The organism is Desulfitobacterium sp. PCE1, from assembly GCF_000384015.1.
In the GTDB taxonomy this organism is placed as follows: domain Bacteria; phylum Bacillota; class Desulfitobacteriia; order Desulfitobacteriales; family Desulfitobacteriaceae; genus Desulfitobacterium; species Desulfitobacterium dehalogenans.
On the sequence record NZ_KB913023.1, the window covers coordinates 4,190,132 to 4,207,664 of the forward strand.

At 47.1% G+C, this 17,533-nt stretch carries 18 protein-coding genes and 1 tRNA gene; all 19 read right to left on the bottom strand.

All coding sequences use genetic code 11. The features are described 5' to 3' along the window. Nucleotides 1-2: 2 nt before the first annotated feature. Entirely contained in the window at nt 3-797 is a 795-nt protein-coding gene (locus DESPCE1_RS0120720; protein ID WP_019851583.1) for an ABC transporter ATP-binding protein, read from the bottom strand. Then, nucleotides 790-1,866, bottom strand: coding sequence for a branched-chain amino acid ABC transporter permease (locus DESPCE1_RS0120725; RefSeq protein ID WP_019851584.1), 1,077 nt, complete (start codon nt 1,864-1,866; stop codon nt 790-792). The genes DESPCE1_RS0120720 and DESPCE1_RS0120725 overlap by 8 nt, the downstream gene beginning before the upstream one ends. 10 nt (nt 1,867-1,876) lie before the next feature. After that, on the bottom strand, nt 1,877-2,758 hold the full coding sequence (locus DESPCE1_RS0120730; RefSeq protein WP_014795950.1) for a branched-chain amino acid ABC transporter permease: 882 nt from the start codon (nt 2,756-2,758) through the stop codon (nt 1,877-1,879). 119 nt (nt 2,759-2,877) lie between these two features. Next, complete coding sequence (locus DESPCE1_RS0120735; RefSeq protein WP_019851585.1) at nt 2,878-4,059, bottom strand: ABC transporter substrate-binding protein; 1,182 nt, start codon at nt 4,057-4,059, stop codon at nt 2,878-2,880. Nucleotides 4,060-4,355: 296 nt separating this feature from the next. Further along, nucleotides 4,356-4,431: transfer RNA gene (locus DESPCE1_RS0120740), tRNA-Lys, on the bottom strand. Nucleotides 4,432-4,573: 142 nt separating this feature from the next. Next, nucleotides 4,574-5,857, bottom strand: coding sequence for an adenylosuccinate synthase (locus DESPCE1_RS0120745; protein WP_019851586.1), 1,284 nt, complete (start codon nt 5,855-5,857; stop codon nt 4,574-4,576). Nucleotides 5,858-5,914: 57 nt separating this feature from the next. Further along, complete coding sequence (gene purB, locus DESPCE1_RS0120750; protein ID WP_019851587.1) at nt 5,915-7,216, bottom strand: adenylosuccinate lyase; 1,302 nt, start codon at nt 7,214-7,216, stop codon at nt 5,915-5,917. A 270-nt stretch (nt 7,217-7,486) separates the two neighbouring features. After that, nucleotides 7,487-8,821 carry a replicative DNA helicase gene (dnaB, locus tag DESPCE1_RS0120755; protein ID WP_019851588.1) on the bottom strand — a complete coding sequence of 445 codons (1,335 nt, stop codon included), beginning with the start codon at nt 8,819-8,821 and terminating at the stop codon, nt 7,487-7,489. 20 nt (nt 8,822-8,841) lie between these two features. Further along, the gene (lonC, locus tag DESPCE1_RS0120760; RefSeq protein WP_019851589.1) at nt 8,842-10,803 is read right to left on the bottom strand and encodes a Lon family ATP-dependent protease; all 1,962 of its coding nucleotides are present in this window, start codon (nt 10,801-10,803) and stop codon (nt 8,842-8,844) included. A gap of 26 nt (nt 10,804-10,829) precedes the next feature. Further along, on the bottom strand, nt 10,830-11,276 hold the full coding sequence (gene rplI / locus DESPCE1_RS0120765; RefSeq protein WP_019851590.1) for a 50S ribosomal protein L9: 447 nt from the start codon (nt 11,274-11,276) through the stop codon (nt 10,830-10,832). A 37-nt stretch (nt 11,277-11,313) separates the two neighbouring features. Beyond that, entirely contained in the window at nt 11,314-12,270 is a 957-nt protein-coding gene (locus DESPCE1_RS0120770) for a DUF2232 domain-containing protein (RefSeq protein ID WP_019851591.1), read from the bottom strand. A gap of 14 nt (nt 12,271-12,284) precedes the next feature. After that, nucleotides 12,285-12,608 (bottom strand): MazG-like family protein, encoded by a 324-nt coding sequence (locus DESPCE1_RS0120775; RefSeq protein WP_028305652.1) that lies wholly within the window; start codon nt 12,606-12,608, stop codon nt 12,285-12,287. 124 nt (nt 12,609-12,732) lie between these two features. Continuing rightward, on the bottom strand, nt 12,733-12,963 hold the full coding sequence (rpsR, locus tag DESPCE1_RS0120780; protein WP_014795959.1) for a 30S ribosomal protein S18: 231 nt from the start codon (nt 12,961-12,963) through the stop codon (nt 12,733-12,735). Nucleotides 12,964-12,983: 20 nt separating this feature from the next. Further along, nucleotides 12,984-13,397, bottom strand: a complete 414-nt coding sequence (locus DESPCE1_RS0120785; protein WP_014795960.1) for a single-stranded DNA-binding protein — start codon at nt 13,395-13,397, stop codon at nt 12,984-12,986. A 15-nt stretch (nt 13,398-13,412) separates the two neighbouring features. Next, a complete protein-coding gene (rpsF, locus tag DESPCE1_RS0120790) occupies nt 13,413-13,700 on the bottom strand; it encodes a 30S ribosomal protein S6 (protein WP_014795961.1) in 288 nt (95 codons plus the stop codon). A 146-nt stretch (nt 13,701-13,846) separates the two neighbouring features. After that, a complete protein-coding gene (gene ychF / locus DESPCE1_RS0120795; protein WP_019851592.1) occupies nt 13,847-14,947 on the bottom strand; it encodes a redox-regulated ATPase YchF in 1,101 nt (366 codons plus the stop codon). Between the two features lie 84 nt (nt 14,948-15,031). Beyond that, nucleotides 15,032-15,235, bottom strand: coding sequence for a DUF951 domain-containing protein (locus DESPCE1_RS0120800; protein ID WP_014795963.1), 204 nt, complete (start codon nt 15,233-15,235; stop codon nt 15,032-15,034). A gap of 56 nt (nt 15,236-15,291) precedes the next feature. Then, nucleotides 15,292-16,083: a CvpA family protein gene (locus tag DESPCE1_RS0120805; protein ID WP_014795964.1), complete on the bottom strand. Its 792-nt coding sequence runs from the start codon at nt 16,081-16,083 to the stop codon at nt 15,292-15,294. Between the two features lie 781 nt (nt 16,084-16,864). Further along, nucleotides 16,865-17,509 carry a CBS and ACT domain-containing protein gene (locus tag DESPCE1_RS0120810; RefSeq protein WP_019851593.1) on the bottom strand — a complete coding sequence of 215 codons (645 nt, stop codon included), beginning with the start codon at nt 17,507-17,509 and terminating at the stop codon, nt 16,865-16,867. Nucleotides 17,510-17,533: the final 24 nt, after the last annotated feature.

Here is a 17,533-nt window from a genome sequence, read left to right on the forward strand (position 1 = left end):
GATCAGCCCTCCCTCTTCTTGCCTAAATAAGCTTCGATGACCTGAGGGTTGTTCCTGATCTCGCTGGGGTTGCCTTTGGCGATGACTTTACCGAAATTAAGCACACTTATTTTCTCGCAGATGCCCATGACCAGATTCATGTCGTGCTCGATGAGCATAATTGCGATCTGGAAGGTATCACGAATCTTCACGATATTATCCATTAATTCGGCTGTCTCGGAAGGGTTCATCCCGGCGGCAGGTTCATCCAGGAGCAGCAGCAAGGGTTTCGTGGCTAAGGCACGGACTATCTCTAGTCTGCGTTGAGCGCCGTAGGGCAGGGATCCCGCCTGTTTCCCCGCCAAGCTCTCCATATCGAAGATGGACAAAAGCTCCATGGCCTTCTCATGTGCCTGCTTCTCGCCTTTCCAGTAAGCAGGGAGACGGAGGATACCATTCCACATACCGTAGTTGATATGATTATGCATGCCAAGCTTTACATTGTCCTCAACCGATAGATTCGAGAAAAGGCGTATGTTTTGAAAGGTCCGGGCGATACCAGCTTTGTTAATTTGTACTGTGTTCATATTCTGCGTGTCACGTCCATCCAACAGGATGGTGCCATGGGTAGGCTGATAGACTTTAGTGAGCAGATTGAACACAGTCGTCTTTCCTGCGCCGTTGGGGCCAATGAGTCCGGCTATCTCCGTACGTCCGATAGCCATGTTGAAACCATTGACAGCCATAAGTCCGCCAAAGTTTATACCCAGGTCCCGGGCTTCCAGCACCGGCAGCATGTTCACATCACCCTTATCCATTTTCCGTGCCCCCCTTTTCTTTTCTGAACTTTGCAGGAAGCAGCCTTTCTTTTAAAGCTTGCAAATGGCTCTTAAAGGCATCATTGTTGGTGGCCAGCATGATAAGGATGAGAACGATTGCATATAAAAGCATGCGGTAGCTGTTAAACTGACGCAGCAGCTCAGGGAGTATGGTCAGTAGGGTGGCGGCGATAATCGAGCCCCGAATATTACCCAGACCTCCCAGGACCACAAAAACAAGAATCAGGATCGAGGTATTGAAACCGAACTTAGAGGCAATGATGGTGGAATAATTCATGGCAAACAAAGTACCTGCGGCACCGGCCAGGGCGGCGGAGGTGACAAAAGCCATCAGCTTATACTTAGTGATATGAATACCCACACTCTCCGCTGCAATGCGGTTGTCGCGCAAGGCCATAATTGCCCGTCCCGAACGGCTGTCAATCAGATTCAGTACGATAAGCAGAGTAATCAGTATGAGGACAAAACCGATGGTAAAAGTGGAAAGCTTGGGTATACCTGTGATGCCCAGAGGTCCGTCGATAATGACTCTGCCGCCGTCACCAAGGTTCAGGGCATTGGCGTCGCTAAGAAAGCTAACATGCAGCCCCGCTTTATCCAACCCTACATAAAGGATGTTGATAATATTTTTTATAATTTCTCCGAAAGCCAGAGTGACGATGGCCAAATAGTCGCCTTTAAGACGCAGGACAGGTATTCCGATCAGGAAACCGGCTACTCCGGCGAAAAGAGCACCTACGATAAGAGATACGATCAAGCGCAGGATCGTGATGGGTATGATCTGCTCCAGGCTTATGCAAGCCACGACACCCGCAAAGGCACCGATACTCATAAAACCCGCGTGGCCTAAAGACAGCTCACCCAGTATACCTACGGTCAGGTTCAGTGAAATAGCCAAGATCACATAAGCGCAGATGGGAACCAGCTGCCCTTGAAGGGAGGAGCTGATATTGCCGCCGCTTATAAGCAATTGGACAATAATATAAGCCACTATAACTAAGGCGTAAGTAGTGAGGTTTTTACGTGTCGATTTTTTCAATACGATCATAGCATCCACCTCATACTTTCTCGTTGATCTTTTTGCCCAGAAGACCGGTGGGCTTGATCAACAAAGTAAGAATAAGGACGGAGAACACGATGGCATCGGAAAGCTGGGTGGAGATATAACCCTTGCCGAATATCTCGATGACACCCAGCAGTATACCGCCGATCATAGCGCCGGGTATGGAACCGATTCCGCCAAGCACGGCGGCAGTGAAAGCCTTGATGCCGGGCATGGAGCCCGTGGTGGGCATCAAGGTGGGATAAGCAGAGCAAAGGAGAACGCCGGCAATCGCCGCTAGGGCAGAGCCGATGGCAAAGGTAACGGAGATGGTGAAGTTAACGTTGATGCCCATCAACTGAGCCGCCCCCTTGTCCTCTGAGCAGGCGCGCATAGCCTTACCCATTTTGGTCTTTCCGGTGAACCAGGTCAGGGCGGCCATAATGATAAGACAGGCGACTATCGTGACGATAGCGATAACAGAGATGGTCAGCTGGCCGTCGAAAAGCTTCAGGGAGGCATTTCCTACTACGGAAGTGAACACCTTAGGATTAGAAGACCAGAGCAGCAAAGCGGAATTCTGCAGAAAATAGCTCACACCGATAGCAGTGATAAGCACGGCCAAGGAGGTTGCCGCTCTAAGCGGCTTGTAGGCCAGGCGCTCTATGACCACCCCCAGGATAGTACATACCACCATGGCCAGAAGCACACCGAAGACTGGGTGCAGATTCCCACGTGTGGTAGCGAAAAAGCAAACATAGGCACCGACCATGATCACATCGCCATGGGCAAAGTTCAGCATTTTGGCAATGCCGTAGACCATTGTATAGCCCAGAGCTATGATGGCATAGACGCTGCCAAGACTGAGTCCGCTGATCAGAAAAGAGAGAAAGGTCATAACTCACACACCTTCATTTAGTTTGAGCATATTCGGAAAAGGCCACATAACGGATAAAAGGCTGCCGAGTATGTACTCGGCAGTCCTCTCGACAAACCATTTGAAAGGGCAGCAGTTTCTTAGTCCATACCGACGTAGGTACCCTTTTCTATGACCATTCCTTTAGGTGTCTTAGAAACTTCACCAGTCTTGGCCCATGTCATTTTCTCACCGGTAAGTCCGTCAACAGAAATAGTAGGGAATACTTGGACCAGTTTCTCACAGATATCGGCGGCCTTCATATCAGGGGTGATGCCTGCAGTCTCAATGGCTTTCTTGTAGGCATACACGACATCATAACCGTCGGCAGCGAACTGGTTGGGAGTCTCTTTAAATAGTTCTTGATATTTCTTGACGAAGTTGACGGTGCGCTCATCGGTAGCATCGGCACTGAAGGGAGTCAGCAGCATAACGCCTTCAGCCAAGGATGTATCAAAGTTCTCCAGAGTCAGAATGCCGTCCATGCCGTCCACACCGAAGTACTTGGGGGAGTAGTCCATAGACTTAGCCTGCTGGAGTATCAGAGAGGCCGGTGTATAATACATAGGCAGGAAGATTAAATCTGCGCCATTTTTCTTAGCGTCGGCCAGCTGAACGGAAAAGTCGGTCTGGCTGTCCTCGGTGAAGGTGGTTGTGGAAACAATCGCCAGGTTCAGTTCTTTGGCTTTGCTAACGAAAGTATTATAGATTCCCTTGGAATAGACATCGTCATTCTTGTAGATAACCGCAATTTTTGTGCCAAGCTTTTTGTCAGCGATATACTGAGCGGAAGCTGAACCCTGGTTGGGGTCGGCGAAGCACATCTGATAGACATTATCCTTGCCCTCAGTGACAGCGGGAGCGGATGCGGAGGGAGTCAGGGCAAATATACGATCGTTAAACATCTCAGCACTGGTGGCCACACCAGGCGTGCTGGTCACGGAGCCGAGGGTCATCTGCACGCCCCAGTCCTTCAGCTTATTGTAAGCATTAACGGCCTTCTCGGCGTCATGCTCGTCATCTTCATATTTGAGTTCGAACTGGATGCCACCCAGGGCATTAATCTCTTCCACAGCAATCTGCGCGCCATTCTTGGCCGCGTTGCCGTAAATGGCTGCTCCGCCGGTCAGAGGACCGGTACCGCCAATCTTAAAGGCGGTTGCAGCCGGTTCTTTGCCGCCTGCGTTGGGTGGTTCAGCAGGAGGCTTTTCCGTGCCTCCGCAACCTGACAAAAGGCCTACGGTCAGGACGAGAGAGAATAGGATACCGAACATTCTTTTCATTATACCTTCTCCTTATAACAGATTTTATGATTATTCGGGTTTGTGAATATACCAACAATGAAATAACACATACTCTTTTCAACAATTCTATCCCTCGAATAATCAGAAAGATAAAATAATTTTAGCCTCCAAGGGCCTGCCTGTCAAGGTAAATATTATGCAACAGATAAATATTATTATGCAATAGAATATAACAGATAATTATTATGCACGGTGTCTATTAGGGGGGTCTTATCCATACAAATTAATTAAAAAAAGCTTGCATTCCTTAGAACACAAGCGTTTTTAGTAAATAATGGTGAGCCATCCGCGACTCGAACGCGGGACACCCTGATTAAAAGTCAGGTGCTCTACCGACTGAGCTAATGGCTCAAAACTCACTCACGAATACGAATTCTACAGCAAATTTAAGAGCTTGTCAATATTTTTTATTAAAAAAATATATCTTTTTTTACCTATCTAAACCCCTGAAAATCTATGGGCTTTACTTTTCATTGTTGCACTACTGATGTTCTTAAAAAATTTCACCCCGGACAATGGTTTGTTCCCTCCCAGGTCCGACCGCAATGAGGGTAATCTGGGTTTCCGTGAGGAGTTCGATCCGCCTGACATACTCCTGGGCCGCCTTCGGCAAATCCTCAAAACGAGTCACCCCTGTGATATCCTCATGCCAGCCCTCCATAACCTCATAGACGGGCTCACACACCTTAAACAGCTTCTGACTTTGCGGAAATTCATAAATCACTTCGTTATTGATGCGGTAACCCACGCAGATTTTAATTTTATCAAAACCAGACAAAACATCTAATTTCATCAAGGCGAAATCAGAGATTCCACTGACTCGCACAGCATAGCGGGCAATCACTGCATCAAACCAACCACACCGACGTGCCCGGCCGGTAGTAGTGCCGAATTCATGACCCTTCTGACGCATGAGTTCCCCAGACTCATCCCCTAACTCGGTGGGGAATGGTCCTTCCCCGACACGAGTGGTATAGGCTTTAATGACTCCCACCACCCGATTAATACGGGTAGGGCCAACTCCTGCGCCGATACAGGCCCCTCCGGCAATGGGATGGGACGAAGTGACATAAGGATAGGTTCCATGATCCAGATCCAGAAGAGTACCTTGTGCTCCTTCGAATAAGATCTTTTCCCCAGCTTTTAGGGACTCATCAACGACTAAAGAGCTGTCCGCTACAAAATTTCGAATCCTTTGGGCATAGCCGGAATACTCCCTATAGATGGTATCATAGTCCAGAGGTTCAACACCGTAAACTTTCGTCAAGAGGTTATTCTTCTCCTGCAGATTGCGACGGAGCTTGTCGGAAAATTCTTCCTTGTCAATTAAGTCCATGATCCGAATGCCAATTCGTAAGATTTTGTCCATATAGGCTGGGCCGATTCCACGCTTGGTGGTTCCTATCTTATGCTCTCCGCGAGACTCTTCTTCTAAAGAATCAAGTAACCGATGATAAGGCATGATGACATGAGCGTTAGAGCTGATCAGGAGTTTTCCGGTTTTTACTTTCCGTTCGGCCAAATAATCCAACTCTTCCAGCAACACCTTAGGATCAACCACTACTCCGTTGCCGATAACGCAGGTCTTATCTTCATATAGAATTCCTGAAGGGATCAAATGAAGTTTAAACTCTTCTCCATTGGCAACGACGGTGTGGCCGGCGTTATTTCCCCCTTGATAGCGGACGACTAAATCTGCTTTTTCCGCGAGGAAATCTGTCACCTTTCCTTTTCCCTCATCACCCCATTGAGTACCTATTAACACTACGGATGCCATTCCTGATTCCCCCGTTCCTTCTTCTTGAACCCACCCTTATTTCTTTTCCTGAGATCTTTACTTCAATAAGCCCAGACGTTTAAAAATATCGTCAATATGCTTAAGATGATAGCTCCAATCAAACAAAGCGCTGATTTCCTCGCGGGTGAGTATCTCCATGACCTGTGAATTTTCCTGAATCACTTCCCGGAAGTCCCGCCCGGCGTCCCATGCCGCAAAGGCAGCTTGCTGAACCCATTGGTAGGCTTCTTCCCGCATACACCCTTTATCAACTAAGGCAAGAAGGACCCGTTGAGAGGAAGTTAATCCATAGGTTTTGAGGAGATTATCCATCATACGATCGGAATGAATGCGTAAACCCTTAATAACCCGGGTCATTTGCCGCAGCATATGGTCCAGTAAAATACAGCTGTCGGGAAGAATCACTCTCTCCACAGAGGAATGAGTCATATCCCGCTCATGCCAGAGAGCTACATTTTCCATAGCAGCCAAGGCATTGCCGCGAAGTAGCCGAGACATTCCTGCGATCTGCTCACAGGTTATAGGATTTCTCTTATGAGGCATGGCAGAAGACCCTTTTTGTCCTTCAGCAAAGGGCTCCTCAACTTCCAGTATATCTGTGCGCTGAAGATTGCGAATCTCTGTAGCCATTTTCTCAAGAGTGCTCCCAATCAAAGCCAATGTGGTGACATAATGAGCATGACGATCCCGCTGAAGAATCTGATTGCTGACTAATGCCGGCTTGAGCCCCAATTTGACACAGACAGCTTCTTCGACTTCCGGGGAGACATTGGCATAGGTCCCTACCGCACCGGAAATCTTACCAACTCGGATCGACTCAATGGCTGATTCTAGTCGCTCGATCTGACGTTCAATTTCGGCCATCCATAAGGCCAGTTTCAAGCCGAAGGTCAGAGGTTCAGCATGAATGCCATGGGTACGGCCTACCATAAGAATATCTTTGCTTTCGATTGCCCGCTCTGCTAATGTCTCACGCAATGCCCGCAAATCCTTAAGCAAAAGGTGACCGGCATCTCTTAATGCTAAACTGAGTCCCGTATCCTTAACGTCGGAGGAAGTTAAACCCAGATGCAGGTATTTTCCCGCTTCACCGACCTCTTCCACAACTCCCTGCAAAAAAGCGATGAGATCATGACGAACGACTTTTTCTATCTGAGCAATTTGTTCCGGATTGACTTTGGCTTTTTTGCGGATCTCGGGCAGAACCTGTGCCGGAATCTCACCTCGCTCAGCCATCACCTCAGCCACGGCCAACTCAACTTCCAGCCAACGCTCATATTCATATCCTTCCCGCCATAATTGGCCCATTTCAGGATGTGTATATCGATTAATCAACAAAAAAGTCCCCCTAAATCTTCATTCCCTTCGAACCCCTGTCCGAACGATTCCTTAGTTGACTCCTTAAGCTGGACCCCACTAGAATAAGTCCCCAATATTTTTCCCTTAATAACAAAAATCATTCCCAGACTAATTTTATCTTAGCAGTCACCCTTATTTCTTGTCAATAAAAAACACGAACATTAAGGATATTTTATTCTTCAATGTTCGTATATGTAGGTAAACTTTCTGCTTCAATTATTAATCCAAAAAGCCTAAAGACTTTCGTCCTTAGGCTGAAAGATGCTGACGATCCAGGTTCACAAACTTTGTAAACTCTTTGAGGTACCCCAGTTCTACCGATCCCACCGGTCCGTTCCGGTGTTTGGCGATAATGATTTCGGCGATTCCCTTTTTATCCGATTCAGGGTTATAGTATTCATCCCGATAAATAAAGGAGATGACATCGGCATCCGCCTCGATGGCACCGGATTCTAATAAGTCGGACATAATCGGCCGCTTATCCTGGCGTTGTTCTACCCCCCGGTTGAGCTGAGAAAGGGCAATGACCGGAACATTCAATTCCCGGGCAATCCCTTTGAGCCCTCGGGAGATCTGAGCAACTTCCTGTTGGCGACTTTCCGCTCGTCTTCCTAAAGACATAAGCTGCAGGTAATCGATGACAATCAGCCCGAGACCGTGTTCCATTTTCAACCGTCTTGCTTTGGAGCGTAATTCGGCAAGGGAAATCCCTACGGTATCATCAATAAAAATCTCAGCCTCGGAGAGAGGGCCTACCGCTCGTGTAAGCTTAGGCCAGTCCGTGTCCAGTAGATCTCCTGTACGGACTCTTTGTTGATCCACCATGGCTTCCGAACAAAGCATACGTTGAACTAGTTGTTCCTTGGACATTTCCAAGCTGAAGAGAGCTACCGGGACATTCGCCCTTACCGCAGCATTTTGGGCCATATTCAGTACCAAGGCCGTTTTACCCATGGAGGGACGGGCGGCAATAACAATCAGATCCGAGGGTTGCCAGCCGGATGTCATACGATCCAGTTCCGTAAAAAAGGTAGGAACTCCCGTCAGACTCCCTTTATTGGCATAGAGGGTTTCGATTTTTTCAAAGGTATTGACCAAGATATTACGGATGGATTCGAAGCCGTCCTTCACCTGTCTCTGAGAAAGATCCATAATTACTTTTTCGGCTTCTTCCAATAAGGATGTGGCGGCTTCTCCCGGTTCATAGCCTTTCTCCGCAATTTGTCCGGTACTGCGAATGAGTTGGCGTAATAGGGATTTCTCCGCTACAATCCTGGCGTAATACTCACAGTTTACTGCAGAAGGAACAGAGCGAGCGATTTGGGAAATGGTAGCAATACCACCGATTTGTTCAAGCCGCCCGCTTTGACGAAGACTTTCCGCTACGGAAACTAAGTCAATCGGATCCCCCTTTTCAAAGAGATCTCGTAGTGCAAGAAAGACCTGGCGGTGATTATCCCGATAAAAATCCTCGGGTTGCAATACTTCAAAAACGGAACTCCCCACTTCCGGATCAAGCATTAATGCGCCTAAAACCGATTGTTCCGCCTCTAAATTATGGGGGGGAACTCTGGTAAGTTCCATGACCTTCTCCTCCTAAAAACTCAAAATAAGGCATATTCAAGGGCTTCCCGGAAGGTTTCTATGGAAATCACCTGTATTCCTTGGAGACCGGAGGGTATATCTGCCTGATTTTCTTTGGGAATGAGGACGGTTTTTACCCCGGCCTGCTTGGCTCCGAAGATCTTCTCAGCGATGCCCCCTACGGGTCGTACTCTTCCTTGAATGGATATTTCACCGGTTACGGCTATATCTTGCCGCAGGGGTATGTTTTTCAATGCGCTGTAAATGGCCAAGGTGGTGGCACATCCCGCGGAGGGTCCATCGATATTTCCTCCCCCTACCACGTTAACATGGACGTCGTAATCTTTGAGGTCTTCACCGGTGAGGGAACGAATGACTGCCGTAGCATTGAATACAGCATCCCGAGCCATACTGCCGGCGGTTTCATTGAAGCGGATGGTGCCTTTTCCTTCCCGACCTGGGAAAACAATGGCCTCAAGCTCAATGACGGAACCTACAAAGCCATGAACGCCGAGACCCAAAATCTTCCCTATCTCACCATGGTTCTCAGCCTTATGAGAGATATAGGGCGTAAGCCGAGCTGAGCGCAATACTTCGTAGACTTCCTCAACCTGCACCAGAACTTCCGGCTGTTCCGGGTGACGGTAGCGGGACAGCCCATAAGCATCGGTAAGGATGGTATTGGCCTTCCTTCCCTCAAAGACATAATTACTGATAACCTCCGGAACGTTTTCCACCAGGTTTGCCCCCAACTTCTGGGCAGCCTGGGAAACGATGTGCTGAATATCCCTTGGTTCTAAAGGATTGAAATAAATCTCTGCACAGCGGGATCGCAAAGCAGGGTTGATTTCCCTGGGATCCCGGGTGGTTGCCCCAATTAACACAAAATCGGCAGGGGCACCCTCTTCGAAGAGCTTTTTGATATAAAGAGGTACCTGAGGGTCGTTGGGGTCATAATAAGCGGATTCGAAAGAAACCCGTTTATCCTCCAATACTTTAAGAAGCTTATTTAAGAGAACAGGGTCCATCTCCCCAATTTCATCAATGAATAAAATGCCCCCATGAGCATCACTGACTAAGCCCAGCTTCGGTTCAGGAATTCCGGTCTCTGCCAAATCCCGCTTGGCCCCCTGGTAGATGGGATCATGAACGGAGCCCAATAATGGATTGGTAACATCCCGGGGGTCCCACCGCAAGGTGGTACCATCCACTTCCACAAAGGGAGCACTCTCGGCAAAGGGAGAGTTAACATTCTTTTTGACTTCCTCTAAAGCCACTCGGGCAGCCGAGGTTTTGCCAACACCCGGAGGTCCATAAATAATAATGTGCTGAGGATAGGGCGTTGCCAGCTTAGCTAAGAGAAACTGCATGGGGATTTCCTGACCTATGATTTCCGCGACGGCTTGAGGTCGCAGGACTTCCGAAACAGAGCTGGCCAGCTTCACCTGATTCATCTTTTCGATATGAGCTAATTTCTTGAGGGTCTGGGCATTATCCGGTCCGGAATTTTCCTTCAGAAGCTGGCTTTTTATTTCTTTAACGTAATCCTCATGCCGCTCCTGCATTTTATCCGCAACAGCTTTATCCAAACGATCTTCAACAGCCCTCCGGGCAATCAGCTCAGCTAAGTGGTCCTCAATCTCCATAAGAAGCTGGGGAATCTCCTCCTCACTGGGCAAGGGACGGTCCGTCGGATCGTCCAAAATGAGCTTAAGAAGGCCGGCCGTACGCTCCTGAATCGTATCGGATTGAATAAGAGGAATGGCCTCAAGGCGGGTTGCCTTTAAGACCAATTTATCGCTCCCATAATAATTAGCAAGGAGGGTATAGAGGGCGTCCACTTCATGGTGCCATTTCTCATGGGCGCTCTGGACATCCTCTTTTCTCTCTTCCTCCTGGCTGCTTAATGAGTCCTTTTCTTCTACCTCTTGAATTTCTTCGGTTTTATTTTTTTTAAACCAATGATTTAATAACCCTTTCATTAGGGACCCCTTTCACAGTTGCCTGATCATGATGCTTTGACATGGACTTGAAATTGAGCTGTGACTTCTGGATGCAATTTGGCATGTACATTAAAGGTTCCCAGTGCTTTGATAGGTTCTTTTAGCTCCAGCTTGCGGCGATCCACATCAATCCCATACTTTGCTTTGAGTGCCTCGGCGATCTCTTTATTGGTGACGGAACCAAAAAGCTTGCCCCCTTCACCGCTCTTTGTGATTATCTCTACGGAAAGGGAGCTCAGCTTTGTCGCCAAAGCTTGCGCCTCCTGCTTCTCTTTTTCTTTTTTCTTTTCTTCATTAGCCTTTTTAGAAGCTAAATCATTAAGATTACCCGATGTAGCTTCTACAGCTAAGCCTTTAGGAAAAAGAAAGTTCCGTGCATAGCCATCTGAAGCCTCACAGACTTGCCCTTTCTTTCCCAACCCTTTAACATCAGTTTTTAAAATTACTTTCATTTAAAACCCTCCATTCTGCAATCCTGAAACTGTTATTTTATTCTTCTTTCTTGCGGATTGGCATATGGCGAAAATCTAACACCAGATCCAATAAGCCCATAATAATTAAGACCATAGCCGTCACTTGTATATAGAGAAAACTTGAGAAGAGCAGGATGAATTTTAAAAAGCCTGATAGCCAAGGCTTCTTGAGAAGAGACACAAAAAGAGCACTTCCCAGAACAAAAGCGACGACTCCATAAACCAGCATAAGATTCATACCAATGCTCTTAATAGCCAGCCACTGGAACTGATCTCCTATAAGGTAACTGACAATGGCAAAATTCATTCCCCATATGGCATACCAGGGCAATCTCCACTCCGTAAAAGGACGATATTCCCGACCGGGAATCGGTATCCAGCGCATGAATGTATAATAGACTGCACCCCACTTGGCTAGGGCTGTGATGGCTACCAGACCGGGGATCAACATAATCAGGGTATTGACGATTTGTTCAAACAAGGATTGAAGCTCCAGCTCAGATATCCCTTGAGTTTTTAAGGTTTCCAGCAGGCCCGCCTGACGATATTGATCCATCATATTCTGGACAAAGTTCTGGATACTTTCTTGAGGAATCCCTTGCATGAGCATAGCAAGGGTAGGCAATACTCCCAGGATCCCAGCCGCGACTAAACTCCAAAAAACAAGCGCCCGCTGGGGGATATTGGCCCCCATTCCCCATAGAGTTACTAAAGCTGCCCAAGGAACAAAGCTAAAATATTGAATGGAAGAAACTCCGTTAAAAAGCAACGCTAGTCCATACCCTGAAATCAAAAAGACCATTCCATAGCGTAAACCTTGTCCTCCAACACTTCGTCCAACCCACAACAAGGCGATAAGTAAGAGAATATCCAGCATCCATCCCCAGACTTGCATGGAGACTCCAAGCCAAGGTCCGATCACCAGGACAAGTACTGCTAAGGTATTGGTGGTTTTTTGGTCACTGACGTACATTCTGATGCTCCAATCTATTCTTCAGGGGCTAAATAGCTTAATAATAAACTGATATCACCCCATTGAGTTTCTACTTTGTGATGATCCTCGGCCTTCCATTCCTCTAAACGCTGCAATAGGGTGCGATCCAACTTTGAAAAATCAAACCCCATGCGCCGAGTTAGTAAATAGCTTAAAGCAACAAGATCAGCTAAGCTCTGGAGTATTTCTTCTTCCGAGCCGCGCAGAGATCCTTCCTGCATCGCCCACTGGGCCTTAAGCATTTCTACCTTAATCTCTTCAATAGCCTTTAACCCTTTTACTATATCGACTTCAACCACGGGTGCCCCTCCCGTCATATTTTATCACTATACCGTGTGTTATAACCTTATAAATCCCTATCTAAAAAATGTTCGCTAATCCGACACCGATTTCCTGCAAGGAAAGTACAAAAAGGGGAGCAACAGCTCCCCCCTTCATTCTCTATTCTACGATATAAGGCAATAACGCAATGTGGCGAGCTCTTTTAATAGCCACTGTCACTTGACGTTGATGCTTTGCACAGTTACCAGAAATACGGCGAGGTAGAATCTTGCCGCGCTCGGTAATATACTTGCGTATTTTATGTGTATCCTTGTAATCGATAGCTTCTACCTTATCGACACAAAAGCTGCATACCCGTTTTCTTGGACGGCGTCCGCGTTCACGTTTCATAAAATTCACTCCCTTTCCGATTAGAATGGGATATCGTCATCTAAGCTTACTTCATGACCATAAGTCCCCACGTCACTGGCTCCTGAAGATGCTCCATATCCGGAATTTCCGCCATCTTTGGGACTGAGGAAGCGCACATTCTCAGCGACGACCTCATAAACCCAACGGCGTTGCCCATCTTGAGCATCATAAGTACGAACTTGCAGCCGCCCGTCGACAGCTGCTAATTTACCTTTGGAAAGATAATTCGCACAGAGCTCAGCCAGTTGTCTATATACTACACATGGAATAAAATCCGCTTCCCGTTCCCCGTTGGCATTCTTGAAATTGCGATCTACAGCTAATGTAAAGCTGGCTACAGCAACTCCATTCGGGGTATAACGTAACTCGGGGTCTTTCGTTAAACGGCCTATTAAAACGACGCGGTTCAACATAGTAACCCCTCCCTACTAATCTTCTTTTTTCGTGGTAAGGAAACGCACAACGGTATCGGAGATCTTCATGATCCGCTCCACCTCTTGTGCCGTACGAGCTTCACCATTAAAGTTCATCAGGACATAGAAACCTTCCCGATAATCGTTAACTTCGTAAGCTAAGCGGCGTTTGCCCCATTTGTCAATAGCCACGTCTGCTCCACCGTTGTTGGTAACAACTTCGGATAACCTGTCCACTGTTGCGGCAACAGCCTCATCGTCCAAATCAGGACGGATGACATAAAGTACTTCGTACGCTTTCATAATTGCACCTCCCCTCGGACTTGCGGCCCCCATGACAGGGGCAGGGATACATAGTCTAAAAGACTACATAAAGACTACCATTTAAAGATTATAGCACTTTGCATAATACTATGCAAATGGAAAATCTCATATTATCCATAAATGTATTATACATTAAAGCGGAAATGAACGATATCTCCATCATTCATGACATATTCTTTCCCCTCTAGGCGAACCAGGCCCTTTTCCTTGGCCCCATTAAGACCGCCGTTTTCTACAAAATCTTTGTAAGAAACCACTTCAGCGCGGATAAATCCCCGCTCAAAATCAGTATGAATAACCCCCGCCGCCTGAGGTGCCTTCATTCCCCGGCGAATCTCCCAAGCTCTCACTTCGATTTGACCCGCAGTAAAATAAGTCATAAGGCCAAGCAAATGGAAGGCTGCTCGAATCAGACGGTCCAAGCCGGATTCTGCAAGACCCAAGTCCTCCAGAAAGACCTTCTTCTCTTCTTCCTCTAACTCCGCGATCTCAGCCTCGATCTTCGCACAAACCACCACTACTTCAGAATTTTCAGCAGCGGCGATTTCTCTTACTTTCCGGACATAGGGGTTATTATCGGGATCGGCTATCTCCTCTTCACTGACATTGGCAGCGTAAAGAACCGGCTTCATGCTTAAGAGTGGGAAGGATTTCAGGATCTCCCGTTCCTCATCGCTGAATTCCAAAGAGCGGGCTGCAAGACCTGCATCCAAGGTCTCCTTCAAGCGATTGAGCAGAGCTACTTCTGCCAGAGCCTTCTTATCCCCTGATTTCAAGAGCTTAGCAGAACGCTCTAAGCGTTTTTCCACACTTTCCATATCGGCAAGGATAAGCTCCAACTGGATGGTATCGATGTCTCTTTTCGGATCCACACTGCCTTCCACATGAACCACATTACTGTCTTCAAAGCACCGAACCACATGAACAATGGCATCCACTTCCCGAATATGGGATAAGAATTTGTTTCCCAGTCCCTCTCCTTTACTGGCTCCCTTAACCAATCCGGCAATATCCACAAATTCCACCGTAGCAGGGACTATTTTATCAGGATGAACCATCTCAGAGAGAACTTGCAGGCGGGCATCCGGTACCTGTACCATTCCTACATTGGGGTCAATCGTGCAAAAAGGATAATTTGCGGCTTCCGCACCTGCTTGAGTTATGGCATTAAATAATGTTGATTTTCCTACATTAGGCAAACCAACAATCCCTGCATGCAAAGTCATTTTTAAAAAACCTCCAGCTCATTTTCACTCTATCAAACCCTCTAAGATTATATGAGAATCTTGGTCAAACCGCAAGCTTTCCTCTCATTGTTCCTCGGAACTATGGGCTTTTTGAAGAATCTCTTTGATCTGCCGTTCCAGCTTGACTCGGGGAATCCAGGCCTGATGTTGACACCCCAAGCACTGAATACGAAAATCCATGCCGGTGCGCATGACCTTCCAGTCCATGCTCCCGCAGGGATGAGGTTTGCGCAGACGAATTGTATCTCCTACGTGTAAAGGAATCACAACAATTAGCCCCCTTTTTCTCTCTTGCCATTACACATTGTGCCCTCAATTGCCTGTCATAAATCAATGTTATGGGGATCAGGCAAAGTAATATCCTTAAGATCTATAGGTAAATTCAATTCCTGTAAATCCAAGGGCCAGTTCAGACCCTGTTCAAAATTAAAACGTAAGAATTCTCCTAAGTAAGTAAAGGTTTGTTTCAAATAAGGATAAAGGGTAGAACTCTCCAGGAAACCTATGGTTTCGCCGGGGTTAGCCATAGTAATCAAGGGGGCAAACAGCCCGACAAAGATGGCTATCCCAAGGAAGGAAACAAATCCGCCCACAAGGAATCCACCACCCCCATTGATGGTTGTCGAAAATAAACCCAATGGAGCTAAAAGAATGGCGGACATTATCTCAATAAGAATAATCACCCCAAAGTAAATCAAAGCAAAGGAAATAATTTTTAAGGCATTATCCGTAAAAGCCTGGGTGAAAGTTTGGGCAATGGATTGCAATACGCTATCCGTATAGGTATGTATATCCGGTAGATTGGAACCGCTGAGAATACCTCTGAACTCTTCAGGAAACATAGATAGGATCTTTTCCAGGGTCTCTGCCTGGATCATCTCTGCTTTGGCCTGTACTGAAGGCAGCATTCGTTGATACATTACTGTTTCCAACCAGCCTCTTAAAGGAGTGTTTTCCTCCAGCCATTGAAGCAGGGTGGGATAATTTTTGGCAGCAAGAACAAGTCCAAGAATCGATCCTCCCAGACTAATCAAGCCGGAAATAAGGCCCTTCCGATACCCTTGTATTGCCCCAATAAGGACAAAAATCAAAACGAGAATATCGAAAATGTTCATGGTCTCCCTCCTCCTAAAGCTCAGGCTTCTCTGAAAGCTAAATCTCCAGGATTTTGCTTTCGGCGTTCACTTCATAAGCTGCGCGGAGCAATCTATCGCTCAAGACCTCCGCTCTGTCGGGTACACCTGCGCCGCTAAGTAGTCTCTGTGGCATTGGCGGCTTGGGCGAAACCCTCGCCCGGGTTTCGTGGCCAAATCGGCTCCTCGAAAGCACTGCTTTCGCACTTGTTCTCAATGGCCGGTTGGAAACGTCCTGTTTCCAACCCGACTCCGCTGCAGTCTTTTCACGAAGATTGCTTACCTGCTCGCTTAGAATCAGTTCTCTGCCTTAAAGCAAAATCCTTAGGTGGTTTTTCGAGTATTTGTTCAGGATGTTTTCTAGCCTGAAAACAGACCCGCAAGAAAAGCTAAAAGGACCCGTAAGCGTAGCTTTATGCACAAAAGCGAACGGATTTAGCGGAGGGGTGGTCGGGTGAATAAGGCTTTCTTAACGTAGCGTAGCCACTGGTTCGCATGCAGAAAGCAGCGGGGTTTGGCGGAGCTGTTAAGAAAGCGAGTGAACCAGCCCTGGAGCTATGGAGTACACGTTGTGCGTAAAGCTACGTGACCCAGACAAACAACATTTCTCATCCTCCGCCAATACTAGTGCAGCGGCATGAGAGTCTTCTCTATTATACTTCATGCCATGAGAAGATTAAACACTGAAGAAAGCCTCGTTCAGGGAAACTTGCTTACAGTGGAAAAGCACCCTGAGGGTGCTTTTTCGCATAGTGTCAGATTTTCAATGACTTAAATCGTAGCCTTTAGAGACAAGGCTTTCCTTGACCTCATTCACACGGTCCCCGTTAAGACGGGCGAGGATCTGAACTTTATTATCGCTTAAATGATAGACTGCTAAACTGGTGATATTGACATCATGCTCTTTCATGATGGATGCCAGATCCACCATGACCCCTACTTCATCTTTGGTCTCTATCACAAAGCGCTGACCAGGACTCCGGAAGCCCATGATATCCAGGAAGGTATCAAAAATATCCGACTCTGTCACAATCCCCACCAACTTGCTGTTCTCGACGACCGGCAAAGCACCTATGCCATGTTCCCTCATAAGAAGGGCTGCATCTTCAATTTTGGTATCCGGGGTACAGGTGATGACTTTTTTGACCGCAACATCACGAATAGGAGTTTTCCCCACCAGATAATTCAATTCAAAAATGCTGAGTGTCGTTGCCGGCGAGGGGGATACCTCGCGCAGATCTCCGTCCGTAACAATCCCGACAAGCTTGCCTTTTTCAACTACAGGTAAACGGTTGATTTGCTTCTCTCGCATGAGAGCCATGGTATCGGCAATATTATCTTCCGGGCTCACTGTAAATACTCGAGAAGTCATAAATTGCTTCACATACATTAAGATCACCCTTTCCATTCAACACTCTTTTCTTGCTAAGAG

Bases quoted from the DNA above. Each gene is read 5' to 3' on its own strand.
- DESPCE1_RS0120770 (WP_019851591.1), bottom strand. From the start codon at position 12,270: ATGTACGTCAGTGACCAAAAAACCACCAATACCTTAGCAGTACTTGTC.
- DESPCE1_RS0120720 (WP_019851583.1), bottom strand. From the start codon at position 797: ATGGATAAGGGTGATGTGAACATGCTGCCGGTGCTGGAAGCCCGGGAC.
- DESPCE1_RS0120810 (WP_019851593.1), bottom strand. From the start codon at position 17,509: ATGGAAAGGGTGATCTTAATGTATGTGAAGCAATTTATGACTTCTCGA.
- dnaB (WP_019851588.1), bottom strand. From the start codon at position 8,821: ATGGAACTTACCAGAGTTCCCCCCCATAATTTAGAGGCGGAACAATCG.
- rpsF (WP_014795961.1), bottom strand. From the start codon at position 13,700: ATGAAAGCGTACGAAGTACTTTATGTCATCCGTCCTGATTTGGACGAT.
- lonC (WP_019851589.1), bottom strand. From the start codon at position 10,803: ATGAAAGGGTTATTAAATCATTGGTTTAAAAAAAATAAAACCGAAGAA.
- DESPCE1_RS0120785 (WP_014795960.1), bottom strand. From the start codon at position 13,397: ATGTTGAACCGCGTCGTTTTAATAGGCCGTTTAACGAAAGACCCCGAG.
- DESPCE1_RS0120775 (WP_028305652.1), bottom strand. From the start codon at position 12,608: ATGACGGGAGGGGCACCCGTGGTTGAAGTCGATATAGTAAAAGGGTTA.
- ychF (WP_019851592.1), bottom strand. From the start codon at position 14,947: ATGACTTTGCATGCAGGGATTGTTGGTTTGCCTAATGTAGGAAAATCA.
- DESPCE1_RS0120745 (WP_019851586.1), bottom strand. From the start codon at position 5,857: ATGGCATCCGTAGTGTTAATAGGTACTCAATGGGGTGATGAGGGAAAA.
- rpsR (WP_014795959.1), bottom strand. From the start codon at position 12,963: ATGAAACGTGAACGCGGACGCCGTCCAAGAAAACGGGTATGCAGCTTT.
- DESPCE1_RS0120730 (WP_014795950.1), bottom strand. From the start codon at position 2,758: ATGACCTTTCTCTCTTTTCTGATCAGCGGACTCAGTCTTGGCAGCGTC.
- DESPCE1_RS0120805 (WP_014795964.1), bottom strand. From the start codon at position 16,083: ATGAACATTTTCGATATTCTCGTTTTGATTTTTGTCCTTATTGGGGCA.
- DESPCE1_RS0120725 (WP_019851584.1), bottom strand. From the start codon at position 1,866: ATGATCGTATTGAAAAAATCGACACGTAAAAACCTCACTACTTACGCC.
- DESPCE1_RS0120735 (WP_019851585.1), bottom strand. From the start codon at position 4,059: ATGAAAAGAATGTTCGGTATCCTATTCTCTCTCGTCCTGACCGTAGGC.
- rplI (WP_019851590.1), bottom strand. From the start codon at position 11,276: ATGAAAGTAATTTTAAAAACTGATGTTAAAGGGTTGGGAAAGAAAGGG.